This window comes from Natrinema ejinorense (assembly GCF_002494345.1).
Lineage (GTDB): Archaea > Halobacteriota > Halobacteria > Halobacteriales > Natrialbaceae > Natrinema > Natrinema longum.
The window spans coordinates 141,199-160,035 of the sequence record NZ_NXNI01000002.1; the positions used below are offsets into that span (position 1 = coordinate 141,199).

The 18,837-nt window shown below is 56.9% G+C and carries 15 protein-coding genes; 5 read left to right on the forward strand and 10 right to left on the reverse strand.

Translation table 11 applies throughout. From position 1 onward, the window contains the following. Nucleotide 1: 1 nt before the first annotated feature. The 5 genes from CP557_RS20170 to CP557_RS20195 all read right to left on the reverse strand — a co-directional run bounded on the left by CP557_RS20170 (nt 2) and on the right by CP557_RS20195 (nt 5,399). Entirely contained in the window at nt 2-1,495 is a 1,494-nt protein-coding gene (locus CP557_RS20170; RefSeq protein WP_097381816.1) for a ComEC/Rec2 family competence protein, read from the reverse strand. Next, nucleotides 1,482-1,868, reverse strand: a complete 387-nt coding sequence (locus tag CP557_RS20175) for a hypothetical protein (protein WP_097381817.1) — start codon at nt 1,866-1,868, stop codon at nt 1,482-1,484. Before CP557_RS20175 ends, CP557_RS20170 begins: the two co-directional genes overlap by 14 nt. A 352-nt stretch (nt 1,869-2,220) precedes the next feature. Beyond that, the gene (locus CP557_RS20180) at nt 2,221-2,895 is read right to left on the reverse strand and encodes an IS6 family transposase (RefSeq protein WP_097381818.1); all 675 of its coding nucleotides are present in this window, start codon (nt 2,893-2,895) and stop codon (nt 2,221-2,223) included. A gap of 47 nt (nt 2,896-2,942) precedes the next feature. After that, nucleotides 2,943-4,016 (reverse strand): hypothetical protein, encoded by a 1,074-nt coding sequence (locus tag CP557_RS20185; protein ID WP_143825108.1) that lies wholly within the window; start codon nt 4,014-4,016, stop codon nt 2,943-2,945. 705 nt (nt 4,017-4,721) lie between these two features. Continuing rightward, on the reverse strand, nt 4,722-5,399 hold the full coding sequence (locus CP557_RS20195; RefSeq protein ID WP_097381719.1) for an IS6 family transposase: 678 nt from the start codon (nt 5,397-5,399) through the stop codon (nt 4,722-4,724). A gap of 110 nt (nt 5,400-5,509) precedes the next feature. Here CP557_RS20195 and arsN2 point away from each other — a divergent pair, with 110 nt between their 5' ends. From arsN2 to CP557_RS20215, 4 genes are all read left to right on the forward strand, one after another. After that, nucleotides 5,510-5,956, forward strand: coding sequence for an arsenic resistance N-acetyltransferase ArsN2 (arsN2, locus tag CP557_RS20200; RefSeq protein ID WP_097381821.1), 447 nt, complete (start codon nt 5,510-5,512; stop codon nt 5,954-5,956). A 425-nt stretch (nt 5,957-6,381) separates the two neighbouring features. Then, complete coding sequence (locus CP557_RS20205) at nt 6,382-7,410, forward strand: ABC transporter ATP-binding protein (RefSeq protein ID WP_097381822.1); 1,029 nt, start codon at nt 6,382-6,384, stop codon at nt 7,408-7,410. Next, nucleotides 7,407-8,219 carry an ABC transporter permease gene (locus tag CP557_RS20210; protein WP_097381823.1) on the forward strand — a complete coding sequence of 271 codons (813 nt, stop codon included), beginning with the start codon at nt 7,407-7,409 and terminating at the stop codon, nt 8,217-8,219. The genes CP557_RS20205 and CP557_RS20210 overlap by 4 nt, the downstream gene beginning before the upstream one ends. Before the next feature lie 84 nt (nt 8,220-8,303). Beyond that, a complete protein-coding gene (locus CP557_RS20215) occupies nt 8,304-8,549 on the forward strand; it encodes a DUF7861 family protein (RefSeq protein ID WP_097381824.1) in 246 nt (81 codons plus the stop codon). A 90-nt stretch (nt 8,550-8,639) separates the two neighbouring features. Here CP557_RS20215 and CP557_RS20220 read toward each other — a convergent pair whose 3' ends face one another. Then, nucleotides 8,640-9,005, reverse strand: a complete 366-nt coding sequence (locus tag CP557_RS20220; protein WP_097381825.1) for a class I SAM-dependent methyltransferase — start codon at nt 9,003-9,005, stop codon at nt 8,640-8,642. 1,059 nt (nt 9,006-10,064) lie between these two features. Between CP557_RS20220 and CP557_RS20225 the strand changes: the two genes are divergently transcribed. Further along, the gene (locus CP557_RS20225; RefSeq protein WP_097382062.1) at nt 10,065-11,492 is read left to right on the forward strand and encodes an orc1/cdc6 family replication initiation protein; all 1,428 of its coding nucleotides are present in this window, start codon (nt 10,065-10,067) and stop codon (nt 11,490-11,492) included. 1,866 nt (nt 11,493-13,358) lie between these two features. On the opposite strand, the gene CP557_RS20235 is transcribed toward CP557_RS20225, so the two are convergent. The 4 genes from CP557_RS20235 to CP557_RS20250 all read right to left on the reverse strand — a co-directional run bounded on the left by CP557_RS20235 (nt 13,359) and on the right by CP557_RS20250 (nt 18,674). After that, nucleotides 13,359-14,264 (reverse strand): IclR family transcriptional regulator, encoded by a 906-nt coding sequence (locus CP557_RS20235; RefSeq protein ID WP_245853124.1) that lies wholly within the window; start codon nt 14,262-14,264, stop codon nt 13,359-13,361. 197 nt (nt 14,265-14,461) lie between these two features. Then, nucleotides 14,462-15,253 carry an enoyl-CoA hydratase/isomerase family protein gene (locus tag CP557_RS20240; protein WP_097381828.1) on the reverse strand — a complete coding sequence of 264 codons (792 nt, stop codon included), beginning with the start codon at nt 15,251-15,253 and terminating at the stop codon, nt 14,462-14,464. 176 nt (nt 15,254-15,429) lie between these two features. Further along, complete coding sequence (locus tag CP557_RS20245; RefSeq protein ID WP_097381829.1) at nt 15,430-17,001, reverse strand: acyl-CoA carboxylase subunit beta; 1,572 nt, start codon at nt 16,999-17,001, stop codon at nt 15,430-15,432. Continuing rightward, the gene (locus CP557_RS20250; RefSeq protein WP_097381830.1) at nt 16,998-18,674 is read right to left on the reverse strand and encodes a class I adenylate-forming enzyme family protein; all 1,677 of its coding nucleotides are present in this window, start codon (nt 18,672-18,674) and stop codon (nt 16,998-17,000) included. Before CP557_RS20250 ends, CP557_RS20245 begins: the two co-directional genes overlap by 4 nt. Nucleotides 18,675-18,837: the final 163 nt, after the last annotated feature.

Genomic DNA, 18,837 nt, shown 5'->3' on the forward strand with positions numbered 1-18,837 from the left:
TTTATTTTCGGCCTCGCTTATCAGATTCTTCTGATTGCCCGGATCGCTTCGTTCCGGTGTGGATTTGTGAGGTAGACTGATCCGATGTTGTGGACGCCGTTTGTGAAGAGCGAGACATCGACTGTGGGGACGTATCAGCGAGTCGCTGGAGCGCTTTCTGACGCTGCTCTCGGATGTCTTCTAGAGACGCCTCAGTGGCAGCTCCAATTGATCGGCTCACTTGTTGGGCCTTCTGCGACAGATCATCCGCATTGCCTTCTGCGACAGATGATTCGGCTCCGTGTTCGTCGACGCTTACGTATTCGGTGCTCATCGCATTGGGGAAGCGATTGAGGGTGAGTGTCTCGGCATCTTTGGGGTAGCGTCGAATCGTCTCAAACGCTTTGGATGCAGTCTCGAAATAGTCAGATTTGAACGCGAGCTCTGGCGTGTCTCGCGGAAGATCCTCAGCAGAGATTGAGCCTTCTTCAAGAGCAGCGATATCTTCCTGAGTCACGTCATTGGCTTTTGCGTAGTATTTCAATGTCAGGACGTCGGCTGCAGATAAACCACTTATACCGGCTTCTGACACGATGTCGTCACCACTGACGGTTTGCTCAACTGTTCCATGAACACCCGTCCAGTAGACAGAAGCATTTTCTTCATCCATACGCTCGAGGACAGCATCACGTGGGTGGTCGAATTGACTCCGAAGAGCACTAGAGATAACTACCGACTCTGGGTCGACCGCTCCCAGAAAACTACCGTTTTTAGTTTCTTTGTAGCTGCTTTTTGTCGCATTATCCGAACCGTGGTGGCCTGGATGCAGCACGTTTGATTGCAAGTCAACAATACCGTCCTCGTGTTGTCTCACGAGCCAGTCCTCTCCATAGTGACCTCCTTTATCTTCGATATCGCCCATCAACAGTGTCGATCCACCGAGAGGGTCTGTCACTTTTATCGCAAGACTGTTCTCGTTTGCTCGCTTGGGTGGAATGCTCCGTGATCGTCCGGTTTTTGGGCTCTTAAATTCGGTTTCTTCGGCAGATGGCGGAGCCAGTATTTCCAGTTTCGTTGAACCAGTCCGCATGTAGTCTCCGATGTTGAGATATGCTGTGTCTTCCTCAGTAATACCGTGATCTTCTTCTAGAACCTCTTTCACTTGGAGCGAAATATCTTCGTCAACGTGTCCTTTTCCGTCTCCGACCGCGTACCGCTCTGGATCAGGTTTCGAGGCAGTTTCGAGAGTATATCCCGCGTCACTAAGATACTGTAGCCCAAGCACGTGATCTCCATCAAGATGTGTCGCAACGAAGTGATCGATCCGTTTTTGGCCATCGTTATCGACCGATAATTCTTGCGTGAAGACTTTGTCCAGCGCATCAACGATTTTTCCCTCGTCAGCGTCAACGAGTATCCGTTCGTCCTCTGGTGTCACGATCAGTTTTGCGTCCGCCTGTCCGACATCTAAGCTGTATATCTTAGTTTCATCGGTCGCCTGCTCACTCTTCGGCATCTCGATCACCTGGACTACCGGTGCTCCATGGCCCCTTCTCACCTGCTTCCTTCTGCTTTCTGGAGATTTCTTTCGCCTTCTCGTGATGGTCTCTCGCCTCTTCGTGTCGGTCTTTCATTTCTGCCGTTTTCTCTGGTGCAGGACCACGGAGCACGACTTGACTCTCATCGAACGCCGCTGGCTCGAAATCGATAGATGAGCCATCGTCTGCTTCCAAGTCAGCGTGCACGAAGGACCCAGACTCTATATTGTCCGGGATCTCTTCCTCAGACTTCAGAAATGTAGATTTGGGTTGATCTCCCACAAAAAAGAGAAATCTAGCGACCCCGTCTTGCACCCCTTTGAATTTCGCGTAATACTTACGATTGCTCATAGCATCGGTTGAATCCCTATTGACAAAATATTTTCCGAAGTGAAAGAAACACCCCGCCAGTCAATAAAATAGCATTCCACGAGAGGCTATCTCCGGTCTCCGTTAGCTGGTTGGGAACCACAGTCGAGACCTCGGTGAATTTCGATCTAGGGTCCCGCTGGGCATCTCTCGGACCAAGAGTGAATGGTTTAACCTCCCCCGAACTATCGCTCACCTTCTGAAAACTGTGATTATGCAATTAGCGTTCGTGGTGGGTCGTTTCTCCTAACTCTTCTTCAGCAGAAGATCACAATCGATTGAACTCTTCGATGACTTCTTCATTCTCCTTTCTTTTCCGTTCACTTGGCACTGTCTAGTTTAGCACCTCCGCTGGCGGTTGTTTGTTGAGTGACTGGTGCGGTCGCTGTGTGTTATAGTAGTGGACAAACTGTTCAAGCCATTCTCTGGTGCTGGCCCGACTGCCAACCCATGAGTTATGAAAGCGGTCGATCCGCATGGTGGGGGTATGAAACCGCTTTTCGATGTGGTTTCGATCAACGTAGTCGAGGTGACCGCTCAACCCTAATCGAGCAAGGGCAGTTAGATAGCCAGCACCATCGACGAGAAACTCAGCGTCGGAAAGATCGTGTTTTTCGGCGAGTCCATGCAGAAACGCAGCAGCTGGATCGGTGCCTCGCCGTCCGAAGAGCGCTACATCGAGAATGAGTTTCGTGTCGAGGTCTATTGCAGCGTACACCCAAGATCGGTCGCCGTTAATCCTGACAGCGGTTTCGTCAACCGCGACCCGCGACGGCGAAGCCGTCGGCGGGTCTGGTACGCTGTCAGCCAGCCGATGCACCCAGTTCCAGATTGCTTGATGAGAACGTTCAACGCCAAGTGAGCGAAGAATCGCTTGTGTCTCTCGAAGCGAACAACCGGTCGCATGGAGTCGGACGGCGAACGCCCTGACGGGCGTCGCCGTCCGCTCACGCTCCCAACATTCATCAAATTCCGCCGCGTAGTTCTCGTTGAGCAGGTCTGCGAGCATTGTTCCAAACCAACTCTACGACCTGCTCACTTCTCAAACCGCGCTAACTAGACGGTGCCGCCCAGGGTATTCTGTATCTGATCGGCAGCCTGAGTCACCTTCTGTGTAAATCGGCTCTTGATAAGCTCTACACGATTCGGAATCTTCCGAAAGATGGGATGGGATTTTACTTCGGCCACCCAATATGAATCCTCAAAAAAGAGAAGTCCATCTGCTTCTCCAGGATTGGGGTCATGGATATACTCGAACTCCTTGACGAAGTTTCGACTGGGTATCTGTTGTAGTAGTTCTTGAGCTAGTTCCTCAACGACACCGCCCTTCTCTCGGTTTTCTACTGCTTGGACCTGTTTGAACTGCCCAACGTACTCCTCAATACGGTATTGTGCTGTAGTCAACAACACTTCAGGGAAGGGGACAACGATCTTACGCTCCTCCGACTCCTTTACTTGGAATACAGGATTCGAAAAGAAGTCCAGTGGAGAGTTCTCCCCCGAATGTGAAAGGAACTCAAGAATATCCTGAGCTGTTTCGATTCGTTCCTGATGACGGCTTGGATCAATAGTTGGATCGTCAGGCAGAGTCCCCTCTACGAACGACTTAATTATCTCCTTTCGGCTGAGTGTAACCCTCCGATTCCACGTTTGCTGGAACTGCTTGCTCGGTTCTTCGATATTCGAGAAATCAGCATAGTCTTCCTTCGATTCGAATCGGTTCAAATCAGACAGGATCGGCTCGGACTCCTCCAAGATCGTATCCCGAAGTAATGCTTCGAACGAGAGCAGATCAGAAATGGCAAATTCATCCTGATCGGATAGTGGCTCTTCGAGATGGCTGTATCGGAACAGTAGATGCCTTTGGAAATCTTGGGAGTTAATATCCTCTGGAAGTGTAAGAAGCGACTCTTCGAATATTTCCTCGAAATCGGGACTGGTGTCCTTTGCCCTCGATTGTTTTTGGCTGGCGAACTCCCTGATTTCGGCTACATCGAGTTTCTCGTAGGTAAATTCGCTATCCGAAATACGATTGGCAAAATATTGCCGTATGACTGGGCGCCGTTCGGTGTTATATCGCCCCAGAGACGAGATGTAGCGGAGGTTCTCGAGGAAAACACCCGAACTCATTGTATCAAGGCTGGTCCGCCAGCAGAATAAATATCCGTAGTTCATAGCCCTCATCGACTGTCCCACTTTTGGCGGCGAGCAGCCCAACGATCTCGGATTGATTATTGAATCACCCTTACTCACTCATACAAAGTTGATTCGGCTGGTCGCACTCGTGATTGCGAATCCGCTCTGGAAGCCCGACCTTCCCACAGACGGGACACTCCCGCAGAGGTGTCGGCGGCAGGTCGTTCCAAGCGTCCAGAGCAGCCGTTAACTGTGCCTCGACGATTGGCGAGTCGGTCGTGCGGCGGGCTTCGCGGAGGTGAATGCGAAGCCGTTCACGGGCCGTGAGGGTACGTTCTTCAGACATTGGTGCTTGGGGACTTGTTTTGGTGTGTCCTCCGCCCCTCCAGGGGGAAAATAAACAGACTGCGTCGCGACAGCGGTCTTGTTTCTGGGTACACCACTCCCAAAGCTGTGACTCCGGTTGTGGCTGCCGGCCGACCGGAGGGAGGCCGGGAGCGGAGGGTGGGGTGGCGGGGCTTGGGCTGGTCCGGCGCTCACTAGAACAAGAGGTGTCCTCATCTGGCTCTCTCGTGGGGACACTGCGCGATACAGCTACTCGGGAGTGTATTCCATCTCCCAGAGGTCCTCGAAATACTCGAGTGTGTATTTCCCTCGACTGCCACCTTTGTACGAGTTGAACCGGTCGACGGGCACTGTCTAGTTCTGGATCACCTCGACTGGCGCTTTTCCATCGAGAGCTTGATGCGGTCTTTGGTGGTTGTAGTAATGCACGAACTGTTCAAGCCACTCTCGGACGCTTGACCGACTGCCCACCCATGAATTATGGAACCGGTCGATGCGCATTTTGAGGGTATGAAACCACTTTTCGATGAGGTTTCGGTCGGTATAGTTGACCCGACCGCTCAGTCCGACTCGGGAAAGGGCAGTCCGATAGCCAAATTGATCGACGAGAAACTCAGCCTCGGAGAGATCATGTTTCTCGCGGAGTTTCTGCAGAAACGCAGCCGCCGAATCGGTGCCATGTCGACTAAACAACGCAACGTCGAGAATTACTTTTGTCTCGATGTCTATTGCAGCATACAACCAAGACCACTCGCCGTTGATCTTGACAGCAGTTTCGTCGACAGCGACCCGCGACGGCGTCGCCGTCGGCGGGTCGCATCCACTGTCAGACAGCCGATGAACCCAGTTCCAAACCGCTCCGTGAGAACGTTCAACGCCTAATTCAGCGAGAATCGTTGTTGTCTCCCGAAGCGAACAACCAGTCTGGTGGAGGCGGACGGCGAACGCCCTGACGGGCGTCGCCGTCCGCTCGTTCTCCCAAGATTCTTCTAAATCCGTCGCATAGCTCTCGCTGAGCAGGTCTGCGAGCATCTTAGCCAATTCACTCAACGACCTGCTCATTTCTCAAACTGACGCAACTAGACAGTGCCATCCTGGACATCATGACAAACTACTAGCCGCTACCGATGGCAGGCGATAATATGGGCGATGAACCGCTTTCGCTCCGGCAGGCGGACGATAGCACGCTGCCCTACATCGAAACCCTACTGGCGAAAAACGACTTGCCGTCCCAGGACGTCCGGTCGAAACCCGAGTGCTTCTACGTCGGGTACGACGGCGACGATCGCATCGGTATTGGCGGCCTCGAGATGGACGGGACCGACGCTCTCCTCCGGTCGGTCGTCGTCGAGCGATCGGCTCGCGAGAACGGCCTCGGAACCGCACTCTGCGAGGCCCTGGAGGACACTGCAAAAGCGGACGGCGTCGAAACCCTGTATTTGCTCACGACGACCGCTGCCGAGTTCTTCGGGGACCGTGGCTACACGGAAATCGATCGAACCGCTGTGCCACCCGCGATTCAGCGAACCACCGAGTTCGACGACCTCTGCCCATCGACGGCCACCTGTCTGCAGAAACGTCTCGAGTAATTGAAACTGATCTTGGAGGTATACCGAGGTCGTTCCTCGCTCGGGTGACAGCGATCGAGACGTGGACCGCCTCGGGGTCAAGCCCCGAGACACTCGTCTCGCTCAGCTGTAGAACAGCGTCAAACCATCAACCGCTCCAGTCGTTTTCACGCGGTCGACCGACCCAGAACCGAGCAGCTGAATTCACAGGGTCGAGATGTGAAGAAATGAAAGTGTTCACTGTGCTTCACCCCTCGAGTACCGTCCCGTAGGACGCCGTGAAGGCAGCGCCTTCGGTTGCTGCAGACAGAGACTTAGTCCGCGAGCGCCAATGGAGACCCGTGAGCGAGCGAGAACACAGTCGGCCCACAGACAGTGATCGGGGTCGTACTCCGTTCGATGAGCGGTTGTTGAGAGGGGGCTCCGGCGGATTACCGCTCGAGGAGATGGCCGTCGATGCGGGGGCCGAATCAGGGCGTGCGGGCCCGTCCGGTGGCGGTGAATCGGCGGTGGACGCTCGCGATGTCGCCGTTTCCGTCACCGGTCTGCGAAAGCAGTTCGGCGACGGGCCGGACGCGATCACCGCCGTAAACGACGTCACCCTCGAGATCGAAACCGGCTCGATAGTGGGTCTGCTCGGTCCGAACGGCGCAGGAAAGACGACGCTCATCAAATCGATCCTCGGGATGGTGTTGCCCGACGCGGGAACGGTTCGGATCGGGGGAGTCGACCGATCCGACCGACCGCGCGAAGCGTACCGATCCGTCGATGCGATGCTCGAAGGAGCGCGAAACGATTACTGGCGGTTGACCGTCCGTGAGAACCTCCGATACTTCACCACGATCAGCGGCGTCGATCCGGAATCGGTACGTGACCGCCACGACCGACTCCTTTCACAGTTGGGACTCGCTGCCAAAGCGGACGTTCCCGTCCGGGAGTTATCTCGCGGCATGAAACAGAAGGTCTCGCTGGCGAGCGTCCTCGCGGGGGGAGCAGACGTCGTCTTTCTCGACGAGCCAACCTTGGGCTTGGATATCGAAAGTTCACGCACCCTCCAGCGGGAGTTACGGCGTCTCGTCGAGGAAGAGTCGCTGACCGTCATTCTCAGTAGTCACGATATGGACGTCGTCGAGACGGTGTGTGACCGCGTCCTCATTATGTCGAAGGGAGAGCTCATCGCGGACGACACTGTCGACGCTCTGCTCGAGAGGAGTAATCGACACTGCATCCGGCTCACGAGCAGCGATCTCGAGCCGTCGATCGTTTCGACCCTGAAACGTCGATTCGACACTATCAGCGTCGAGTCACGCGGGAGCGATACCCGAATCGAAGTCACGACGGACAGTGACGGTCTCTACGAACTGATGGACCTGCTTCACGCCGCGGACGTAACGCTCGAGCGTGTGCAGACGATCGAACCGGACCTCGAGGACGTGTTCGTCGACGTCCTGTCGATCGAACGGGAGGAACGATGACGACACGCCAGCAGAACGCGACCGACACGCCACGGAAAGCAGGATATTATCAGCTCGCACGGGCCGTTCTCTCCCGTGAATTCCTGATTTTCGTCCGCTATCCGGCGAACGCAATCGGCGGCATCGTTATCTCGGTGTTCTTCTTCGGCGTTCTCTTCTACGGTGGGCGGATGATCGCCGGACGAGCGCTCACTGATTCGATCGAAGGGATCATCGTCGGCTACTTCCTGTGGACGCTGTCGGTGGGCGCGTACTCCGCGATATCGAACGATATCGGGAGCGAAGTCCAGTGGGGGACCCTCGAGCGCCACGTGATGTCTCCGTTCGGGTTCGCCCCCGTCGTGCTCTTGAAAGGCGTCGCGAAGATCGTCCGCACGTTCATCACCTCGACGATAATTCTGGCAGTGATGATCGGGGTCACCGGCACATCACTCGAGTTACCGCTCCTTACGGTCGTTCTCGTCGCGACGCTCAGTATTATCTCGGTGCTCGGACTCGGCCTCGCAGCCGGTGGCGTTACCGTTCTCTACAAGCAGATCGGCAACTGGCTGAATCTCCTCCAGTTCGGATTCATCGTACTGATCTCCGCGCCCGCGTTCGACTTGGGCTGGATGCGATTCCTTCCTCTCGCTCACGGTAGCGCCCTCCTCCAACGATCGATGATCGACGGAACCCGCCTCTGGGAGTTTTCACCGGGTGAACTAGCGCTGTTGCTCGTCGTTGCCGCGGGATACGTTGCGGTCGGGTATGCCGTTTTTCAGTACGCGACCCGTCGTGCGAGACGGCTCGGCGTCCTGGGCGATTACTGACGGACACACCCAGGTGGCCGGTCAGTGAGCCCAGTGATGTGGAAAGCCACTACCCTCAACCGTCTGACTGACCATTGCCTACACGTGAGCCACGACCGAATCCACGCACGAAAACCGACACACGACATCGAACGGTGGTCCGTCGGTACTGTCGAACGCATCGGCGAACGGGACGGACACTATGTCTTCAAGGTACAACCTGACGACGGAGAGTCGGTCGAACTCATGGTCACGGTCGCGATCCGGGACCTCGTCTGCCGTCGATTGGATCTCGAGGCGGGTGAATCCCCGGTCGGTGCTCGAGTCTGGTATCGAAAACACGGCGGCTGACCGATTGGTTCGCGCTCGACTCACGGACTGGAAAGTCACTTGATACTGGAGAGCCAACTGAACCGAAACCGATTCGAATCCGATCGAAGGCTATTCGAGCGCCCCGGTCAAGAAGAACGGCTTTGATCGGCCGTCCTCGTACTCCAAACGGAAGGCGATGGCCCTGATGGCAGCCGTCGTTTCGGCGACGGTGTAGCGCTGTCGGGTAGCGGGCAGTGTTCGCCGGATCCAGTCGAGAACGCGACGCCCCGTATGCTCGAGGACGCGGTGAGTCTCGGCGAGTGCGTCGTCGGGTGCGAGGTCATAGGAGGTCATCGCGCTGACGAACTCGTGGCGGATCATCGTCGAGAGAGCAGCGTCGACGGTCTCGGTGTCGAAGGGACGGTCGCTCACGCCGCTGGTCACGAGGGTGACGTTCTCGGGAGCCCTTTTATCTCGGTAGTACTCGCGTATCATTGCCTAAATATCGACCAGGGAAAACTCGAGGGGCGCCGAGTCCGACATCGGAGAACACCGCTCGAAGTGGATGCATAGACGGTCTCAGTACCCGCTGTTTTTGAGTGTGTCTCTGGACACCCCTCTATCGATGTGTACATGCGGAATTACCACATGCAACATGCACACTGCAACATGCACACTGCAACATACACACGCGACGTACCAGAAGCCACCGACCGACGGGTCCTGACAGGACACCCCTCTATCGATGTGTCGACTCGATAGATGACTCCCTCGAGACGTGTTCGACAGAGATGGTTCGGCCGCTGGAAACCATACTGGCGGATACCGACGAACTGCGGGAAGAAGGAAGGATTGACGAACTGGAGAGAACTCCGAGACGGAGTAGTCACGATGAACAAAAAGGAGATGGGGGAAGGGGAGACAGACACCCCTCTATCGATGTGTTCGAGAGCACGAGGGTGAGGGGGGTACGCGGCGGAGACGAACGACGGAGAAGGCGACTATCGAGGGATTTCACGACGGAGAGACGATAAGAGAGCTAATCACTGGAACTCGGTCAGCCTCCTTTCCCTTCCTTCTTCTAGCTTTCTAGAAACACACTCACACACACCTCTATCGATGTGTTCGATGTGTTCCATCCTGGTTTTCAATCCATTATCTCGTCATCCTCAAATATGAGACGCCTCTCAACTCGAGAAACGCCATAAACCATCGGTCTATGACGCTCACTACCCGGAATCTCTGTGTCATCTGAAGAATCAGCCGATCGATCGACATTGTCTCCCCTCTCCATCCCCAGATAAAACACATCGATAGAGGGGTGTCTGTCTCACCCGGGCCGCTTATCGCTACGCCGGTTACCGCCCATTGTCACGCCGGTTACCGCCCACCGCCACGCCGGTCACTGCCACAACACTTCGTCGGCCGTCGTTACTAGCACGGCTCCACCGCTCGGTAATCGTGTGGAATTGGTACTGCAAATCCAGTTAATCGGGGAAATACACATCGATAGAGGTGGCAACACTTTTGGTTCCGCTCTGTATGGACCATCGTATGGACGACTTCGACGATCCTCGAGACGAGGCGGGGAGATCGAAGGATGAACCGATGGAGCAGGCTACCTCCTCGTCGGATTCTCCCGGGTCCGAGCCGTCTTCGTCTCCGAGTGAATCCGTGCCGAACGGCGAATCTCGATCGATCGAGGACATGTTGCTGGAGTTCGATCAACAGGAGGGACTCATTCGTGACCGGTCGCTTCTCGACCCGAACCACATCGTCGAGGAAGATCGGATCGTCGGTCGCGACGCCCAACTCCAGGAAGTGACCAAGATGCTTCGGGTTGCTCTCGGCGACAACCGGCCGCCGAACCTCTTTCTCTACGGGCCTTCGGGCACCGGCAAATCCCTCATCACGAAAGCCGTGTGTAAGAACATTAGCCAGATCTGTGAGACACGTGACATCCAGTTCGGGACGATCGAAGTCAACTGCCAGGACCTCGATACGCTCGGCGTTGCCGTCTACGAACTAGCGAGTCAGGCTGCGGACGAGGCTGACGTTGCCGTTGAAGTACCGAAACACGGCGTCGCGACGAAAGAAAAGTGGGACGAACTCTATCGCATCGTCAACGAGAACTTCGATTCGGCGGTATTCGTCCTTGACGAACTCGACATGCTCGTCGGTCGACGAGACAAACAGGAGCCGGCGTTCTCTCGACTTCTCTATCAACTCTCTCGAGCCGGAGCCAACAACGAACTCACCGCGTATATTTCGGTCGTCGCGATCTCGAACGATACGAAAATGATGGAATCCGTGGGGAGCCGTGCCTTGAGTTCGTTTACGCCCGAGGACGTCCACTTCGACGACTACGATGCGAACCAACTGCAGTCGATCCTCCGTCGCCGTCGGGATGCGTTCTACGAGGACGTTCTCGAGGAGGACGTGATCCCGTTGGCGGCGGCCTTCGCGGCACAGACCCACGGCGATGCTCGTAAGGCGATCGATCTCATGCGTGTCGCCGGCGAACTCGCGGAACGCGAAGGCGACGAGCACGTCCGTGAGGAACACGTTCGCGAGGCCCAGGACAAAGTCGAGAAAAACCGGGTCCTCGAGGTCGTTCGTGGCATCAGTACACAAAAGAAGCTCTGTCTCTACGCGACGGCCGCCGTTGCTGCGGAGACGGACGACGAATGCGCACGGAGCACGACCGGGTATCGTGTGTATCAATACCTCACTGACGTCATCGACGCCGACCAATATCACCAGGAAACCTACGTCAACAAGATGAAAGAGATGACGACCTACTCGCTCGTCGACTTCGAACGACGGAGTCACGGCCCCAGTTCCGGAATGTTTCTCGAGTTTCAGTTCGGCGAACGACCCGAAACCATTCTCGAAACGCTTCGGGAAGATTCGCGTATCGAGATGGTCTCTACGAGTGAAGTGACGAGCGTCGTCAAAGCACAGGTTCGAAACGAGACGTAGCCGTTCTTCGGTCGGTGTCGCGTCTCTCGTTATCGCCGCTCGATTTCGGTGTTTCGACGGCGTCCTCGCTACCGCCATCCTTCCTCTTTACTATCAGTCCCTGTCGCATACCCTCTCCGTTTCCACACACCGTTATCGATGTGTATATACCGTTAATAGCGGCTACAACGGCAAAAATAGTAAACCACCGAAAGACATTCTCTGCAGGTTTAACGCTGTTTATTATTGGGCATCCGACCGTCTCATCTTCCGATGTGTCTCAATTATTGAGACCGGGAGACACCTCTATCGAAGTGTTTTTCCTCCGTCCGGAGCGAGCGCTGTCGAATCGCCGTCGAGCGGCGTTATTGCTGTTTGATCGCGGGACCGCTGTCGGTGGTCTACACCACAACGAGGGATGAGATCGCGGTCGCTGTTACTCCGGCGGTCGCAGCGATGTCTTTGCGGAGTCAGCGGACGCTCGTCACGGGCTTTCTGGACGCTATCTCGCTCGAGGATCGGAGGATGCCGTTTCTCACGAAGAAACGGGATCGATGTCTGAAGAACCTGATCCACTCGTTTCGGTGATACGAAAAACTCTCCACGGCAGTGTGGATAAACTGATGCACTGCCCGTCGCCACGTTCAGCGTGGCCGGCCCCATGTGCGGGGTAACGGAGTCGGGCCACTCGTTTACGGTTTCTATTTTAGCGTTGTTGAAACGTCTCGAGAAATCAAGAGTTCTACGGTTTTCCTCCCAAAGGATACGTTCGACGTCGGTGTGGGTTCCATGGCGTCCGGAGCTGGCACCGAGGCTGTGGCGACGGCATCGTCCTTCAGTGATGTCACACTATAACCGGGAAAGACGGCGTTCCCAGGATGCAGGCGTCCTCCCTGTCCTCGAGAACTGTCCCGCCGTTCTCGGACCGTCGTCGATGTCGTACTTCTTACGTAACTGGTAGTCGAACAGTGAGGAGAGTACTTTCCCGAAGGAGACTAATTACATCGAGACAGGCTTTGTATGGTGTGATTCGCTCGTTCCTGGATCGACGACATGTACAGCCACTCCTGCTCGTCGTTGAGTTGGAGTCCGGTTTCGTCGACCTCACCGTGTTCTGCGCTCGGCACCTCTTCGGACTGGAAGTCTTCCCCTGTAAGCCCGATTATGAACAGCGGACCGCGCCCGAATCGATCCGAAAAATCAATAATAGATACAGTATCCGAAAGTGGTAGTACAAAACGAGATTGATATCGCATTATCGACATAAACCGTTACAGCGTTCTTTCTCGCTCCACAACGTCGCCCCGATCCTGTCTCTCTTGGTCTCGTCCCCTAGATCTTGTCCCCCGCGATTTCGTTTCCTCGATCCCTTCCACCAACCGTTGAAACCGCCGCTTTCGAGTCCGCCGGAGGTGACTCCGACTTTCGAGGTGTATTCCGCCTGTCCCTTACATTCATATGTTCGTAAAATCATTCTCTTCCTGTAATGTGATGGATCGAATCGTATTCGACGGGAGACGGCGGCCGGTGACCTGCTCGTCGGAGACCTACTATCAGGCGGGGGTCCCCCGAGAGCGAGCCGAACTCCGGTTTCACGAGTCGGTCTTACTTCTATAGTCGCCACTGAACCGATCGATAGACAGGTCGAAAACCGATCGACAGACAGGTCTAAAGACGGTTGACACGCGGGTCCAACGCTGTCGTGCGACCAGGTGCGGGGTGATTTCGAGTGGCTACTACCGTCGATCGGACGGATCCCCCACTCCGACAATCTCGGACGGACGACTGCTCTCTCGAGGACGACGACTCTCCCAAAGTGGTGTCCCTGTGCAGGGGGGATAGGATGACCGATTTCCGTGATATCGCGGTCGTTACTACGGTCGTCAGCTATAGTTCGGCCGAGAGAAAATTGACTTCGATTTCGTTGACGGCTTTCTCTATTTCCTCGATGAGCGTTCGCTGATACTCTTCGTTCTCCAACCGTTTCATCGGACCGGCGATCTCGATGGCTCCCTGTGGAGTTCCGTCGTCGGACAGAATCGGTTTCGCGATTTCGAGCAGTCCCTTGACGCTTTCTTCTCGCGCGTACGCGATACCGTCCTCTCGGATCGCTTCTAGTTCGTCGAGTAACTCGTCTCTGTCCGTTATCGTCTTTCGAGTGCGAGCGGGCATCCCCCATTGTCGGACGATATCGTCGGCCTGCTCAGGTGGGAGAAAGGCGAGGATCGCCTTCCCGGTGGCAGTATTACTCATTCGAGCCTGTCCCCCCGGCAAGAACTCACGCTGAATCGCGTGCTCCCCCTCTGCGATCACGACGTTCGTCGCAAGCCCGTTTTCCTCGACGGCGAAATACGCCTGTTCGCCGGTCGCTTCGGCGAGGGTTTCGACGGTGGGCTGTACGATCCGTCGCAGTCTGTTCGATTCCTCTATCGTTCTCCCCAGGTGTACGAACCGAAAACTCAACCGATACGTCCCGGCGTCGTTTACCAAGTACCCGATCTGATTGAGCGTCGTGAGATGGCTGTGAACCGTACTCTTCGGCGCTTCCAGTTCCTCCGCGATCTCGTTTACGCTTCCAGCAGTGTTCTGTTTGAGGTATTCGATTATCTCAAACGTGGTTTTCACGGACTTGAGTTGTTTCGTTTTCGGATTGTGTGACCCCATAATGGATACGTAATCGTACAATACATAAATGTATCCGATACTATCGGACGGGACTGTGCCGAGACGAAATGAGACAGCTCGAGAGCAGACGAGTGATACACCGTTCGCCGCTGTCCGGCCGGGGTCCACCCTGGTTGTTGCTGTCGGCCTGGAACCGAGTGCTGGCCGCTCCGTCGTAAGCGGGGCGGTTGCTGAGTTTCAACGCTTTCTCTCCGGGCGTGGACTGATCTGCAACGCCTTCTCTCATCTCGACGAATTCGTCGCCGCCTCCCTAATTCGGCGACTCCCGCCCGTTCGCGCCCCAATTCCCACCGAGGCGAGAGGAGCTAGTTCCCCTCGAACTCCGGTTCACGATCCTCGAGGCGTGCAGTGAATCCCTCGGTGTAATCGTCGGTCCGCGTCAATTTCTCCCCGAGTTCCCCTTCGAGTTCGAGGCCTTCGTCGAGTGGCATTTCGAGTGCCGAATTCAACATCTGGCGACCGTATTCCATCCCGAGTGGTGCGTTCTCGGCCAACGAATCCGCCAGCTCTCGAGCGCGCTGATCCGTCGCATCCCGACCCGAGACGACGTCGTGAACGAGACCGCACTGTTCGGCGTCGCTCGGATCGATGTAGTCCCCCGTGAGGACGAGTTCTTTCGCCTTCGAAAGTCCGACCAACCGCGGCAGCCGCTGGGTCGCTCCGCCCGAGGGGAACAACCCGAGTTTGACTTCGATGACGCCGTACTTCGCATCCTCGCTGATCACCCTGAAGTCGACCGGAAGAACCAGCTCGAACGCGCCGGCGATTGCTGCTCCTTTGAGACTGGCCACCGAGGGAATCCGCATCTCGTCGATGAAATGCGTAATATCGTCGAGTCCCATCTCGAACTCCGGGCGGTCGTCTTCACCGCGTTGCTTCATCATCTCGAGATCCATCCCGGCACAGAAGACGTCGCCCTTGCCGAGCAGCGTCATCACACGAACGTCGTCGTTCGCGTCGACGTTCTCGAGCGCCGTTTTGAGATCGCGCAACAGGGCTTGATTCATCGCGTTTCGCCGGTCCGGACGGTTCAAAATGACGTCCGCGCGGTGATTCTCGATACTAACCAGTACGTTCCCGTCACCGATCTCCTGCATACACACCATCTATACTGAATTCCCATATAAGTGTTTAGTGCGAAAAGGATTCACCGCGAGAGATGGGCGGTGTGATCCCCGCGAGCGAACCTCCGATCGATCCCGTCTCGACGGCGCTTCCGTCGCAGCTACCGGCGCGTGGATCGTCGAGCGCGTCCAGATCAAGCGGAGTCGGCTCAGATCGGATTGATCGGGTGCTTTTTCGGGGGCCACTCAGCGTCACGAGGTTCGGTCGCTCGCTCGAACGCCCGGCGGATTCGATCGCGAGTCTGTTCCGGTTGGACGACCCCATCGATACCGACGCGACTCGCGGCGCGGACTGCGTCAGTTCGCGCTTCGAACCGCTCGATCAACTCCTGTCGACGGGATTCGGGATCGTCCGCCGCTTCGATTTCCTGCCTATAGGCGATGTCAACGGCACCCTCGATACCCATCGCTGCGAGTTCGGCAGTCGGCCACAACACCGTCAGCTCGGAGTCGAGCGAGCGGCCGCCGCCCATTGCCACGTATCCGAATCCGTACCCTCGGCGGAGAACGACGTTCGCTATCGGGACGGTCGCACGCGCCAGTTCGAACGGAAGCTTCGCCGAATGACGGGCGATCCCCTCCTGTTCCGAGTCCGGCCCGGGCAAGATTCCGGGAACGTCGGTCAAGGTAACGATCGGGAGCCCGTATGCGTCACACAGCGACGCGAAGTGAGACGCCTTCTCCGAGGCTGCGGTATCGATCGTCCCCGCTTTGAAACGCGGGTTGTTCGCGATGACACCGATCGAGTTTCCGTCGAGCCTCGCGAACGTGGTTACGATGTTGCGAGCGTAGGTTGGCTTGAGTTCGAACGTCGACTCTCGATCGACGATTCCGTCGATGATGGCGTAGATGTCGTACCCCTTCCGTGCGCTCGCGGGGATTATGTCTCGCAGCCGTTCGACGGCTTCATCGGTCGGTGGCTTCGGATCGGCCGTCGGCGGCTCGCGTCTGGCGTTTCGCGGGAGATACGAGAGGAACGTCCGAATCGCGTCGAGGCAAGCTTCGTCGTCTTCGCAGGCGAGGTCCGCCATTCCGGTTTCGGTCGTCTGGAATCGTGCGCTTCCGAGTTCGTTCTTACTGCCGTCGACGCCGAGTGCCGATTTCACGAGCGACGGGCCGGCGACGCCCATGGTTCCCGTTCCTTCGACGATCGAGACGAAATCCGAGAGGGCAGCGAAGTTCGTCGGCGCTGCGAAGGCCGGCCCCATCATCGCGGAGACCACGGGAACCCATCCCGACAGCGCCGTCTGTAGGCTCGAGAACCCGTTGTCTCCTCGAGCGAACGGCGCTCCATCGAGTCCTTCCTGGATCCGGTGTCCGCCACCGTCGTGGAGCATGATCAGCGGTAATCCACGGTCCAACGCGCGTTCACTGACCCGTTTCATCTTCCGACCGCCAGCGTGCCCGATCGACCCTCCTTTCACGGTAAAGTCGGTCGCGAACACGGCCACGTTCCGTCCATCGATCGTTCCGAACCCCGTAACGACGCCGTCAGCGGGAGCGTCTTCTCGTTCCCAGTCGGTCGTTTCGGGTGTCGTCGGCATCGGCGACGCGAGGCGTCCGATCTCTTCGAACGTCCCGTCGTCGAGGAGGTAGTCGATGCGTTCTCGAGCACTCAACTTGTCGAGGTCGTGTTGATACGCTATCGCACGTTCGCGGGCGTCGTCGGATAGTGATCGCTTCGCCTCGGCAACCGTTTCGAAGGGGTCATCGTCAGTCATTCGAGGAGTTGCTCCCTGAGTTCGACCTTTCGCATCTTGTTCGTCTCCGTCGTGGGAATCTCGTCGACGATGTAGGTCTCGTCCGGATGCATGAATTCGGGAAGCCGACCATCGAGATGGGTAGCGATGGACGCCGGGGTGATATCGACATCGGCTCGTGGTTCGACAGCGAGTCCGATCCGGTCCTCGCCACCTTCGGGCGCTGGGATCGGAAACACGGCTGCTGCTTCGACCTGCTCGTGAGTCGCGACTGCGTCTTGGATCTGCATCGACGAGATGTTCTCACCACGCCGACGAATGACGTCACCGAGCCGATCGACGAAATAGTAATTCCCTGCATCGTCTCGGTACGCGGCGTCGCCGGTGTGGAACCAGAGGTTTTCCATCGCCTGGAGCGTGCGGTTCGGTTTCGCGTGATATCGCTTGAGGAGTAACCCGGGCTGTTTCGGTCTGACGCAGAGTTCACCGACCTCGCCTGGTCCGACTTCACGGCCGCGGGTGTCGAGAACGGCGACGTCGACGATGTCCTCGCGAACGCGACCCATGTATCGCTCTTCGTCGATCCCCTCGACGACCGGCAGGTTCAGCTCACGGGCGCGTTCCTCCACTTCGTCGGGAGTGTACCCGATCCGGTAGTCCTCCGGGGTGCCACCGTGGTCGTCGGTTCGAATGACGCCGACGATGGGTGATCCGGTCTCAGTCTGGGCGAAGGCAACCGTCACCACGTCAAAGCCGAACCGCTCGGCCATGGCCTCGTACTCTTCCGGAAGCGGTTGCATGTGGACCTTGCTGAGCGTGTTCCGGTGGTCGGAGTCCGTTTCCGGCGCGTTCAGTAGCCACGGCATCATCACCGAAATCAGGGTTGCTGACGTGGCGTCGTACTCGGCGATGCGATCCCAGAACTCCTGGGGGGAAAACCGATCCCACAGCGCGACGCTCCCGCCGGCCATCAAGCCGGCGACGACGTCCGCATAGACGCCACCGATGTGATACAACGGCAGCGACGTGTGGACGACGTCTTCGGAACCCAGAAACGCACGCTTGGGCGCGATGTAGTTCGCGAAAATCCAGCGATGGGGGATGACGACACCCTTTGGCATGCCCGTCGTCCCGGACGTGTACACGATACTCGCCGTATCGTCCCACGAGACGGTGACGTTGGGGTCGTCGGCAGGCTCGTCTCGAAGGTCGGCGAAGGCCGTCGTCTCGAGGCTGGTCTCCGGCGTCTCGGTGGTTGTTTCGATCACGACGAGTTCGGGGGCGGTCTCGAGGTCGGTTCGGACCGCCTCGATACGCTCGAGGTATCGGTCCTCGAGGACGAGCACGTCGGGATCGGTGTCGTTGAGCTGGTAGGAGAGCGTCTCGCCTTCGTATTCGAAGTTGATCGGCGAATAGACGCCGCCGGCTTTGTTGATACCGAACATGCCGAACAAGGTTTTGAGCGGATGAGCGGCCATCAGCGAGACGTTCGACCCGTGCTCGACACCCAGTTCCTGGAGGCCGTTGGCGATTCGGTTCGCGGTCGTATCGAGTTCCCGGTAGGTGACGTGTCGGTCGTCGGGCCCGTATATTAGCGCCGTCTCCGAGGGGATCCGCTCGGCGCGGTCTCGGAGCATACTATCGATCGTTACGTCCTCGATGGGTCTGCCGTCTAGTGTGTCCAGGCTTCCCATACCACAACATCGATAGAAACGTTTGATAAGTGTTCTGGTGTGACAACTCCGCTCCCCGCTTCTCGAGTCCGTCCGGGAGTCCGAGCCGTCGTTTCGACCCTCACCTCGCGAGCGGTGGTGGAACGTTGGTCGAAGACTGACATTCACAATGATTATATAGTGG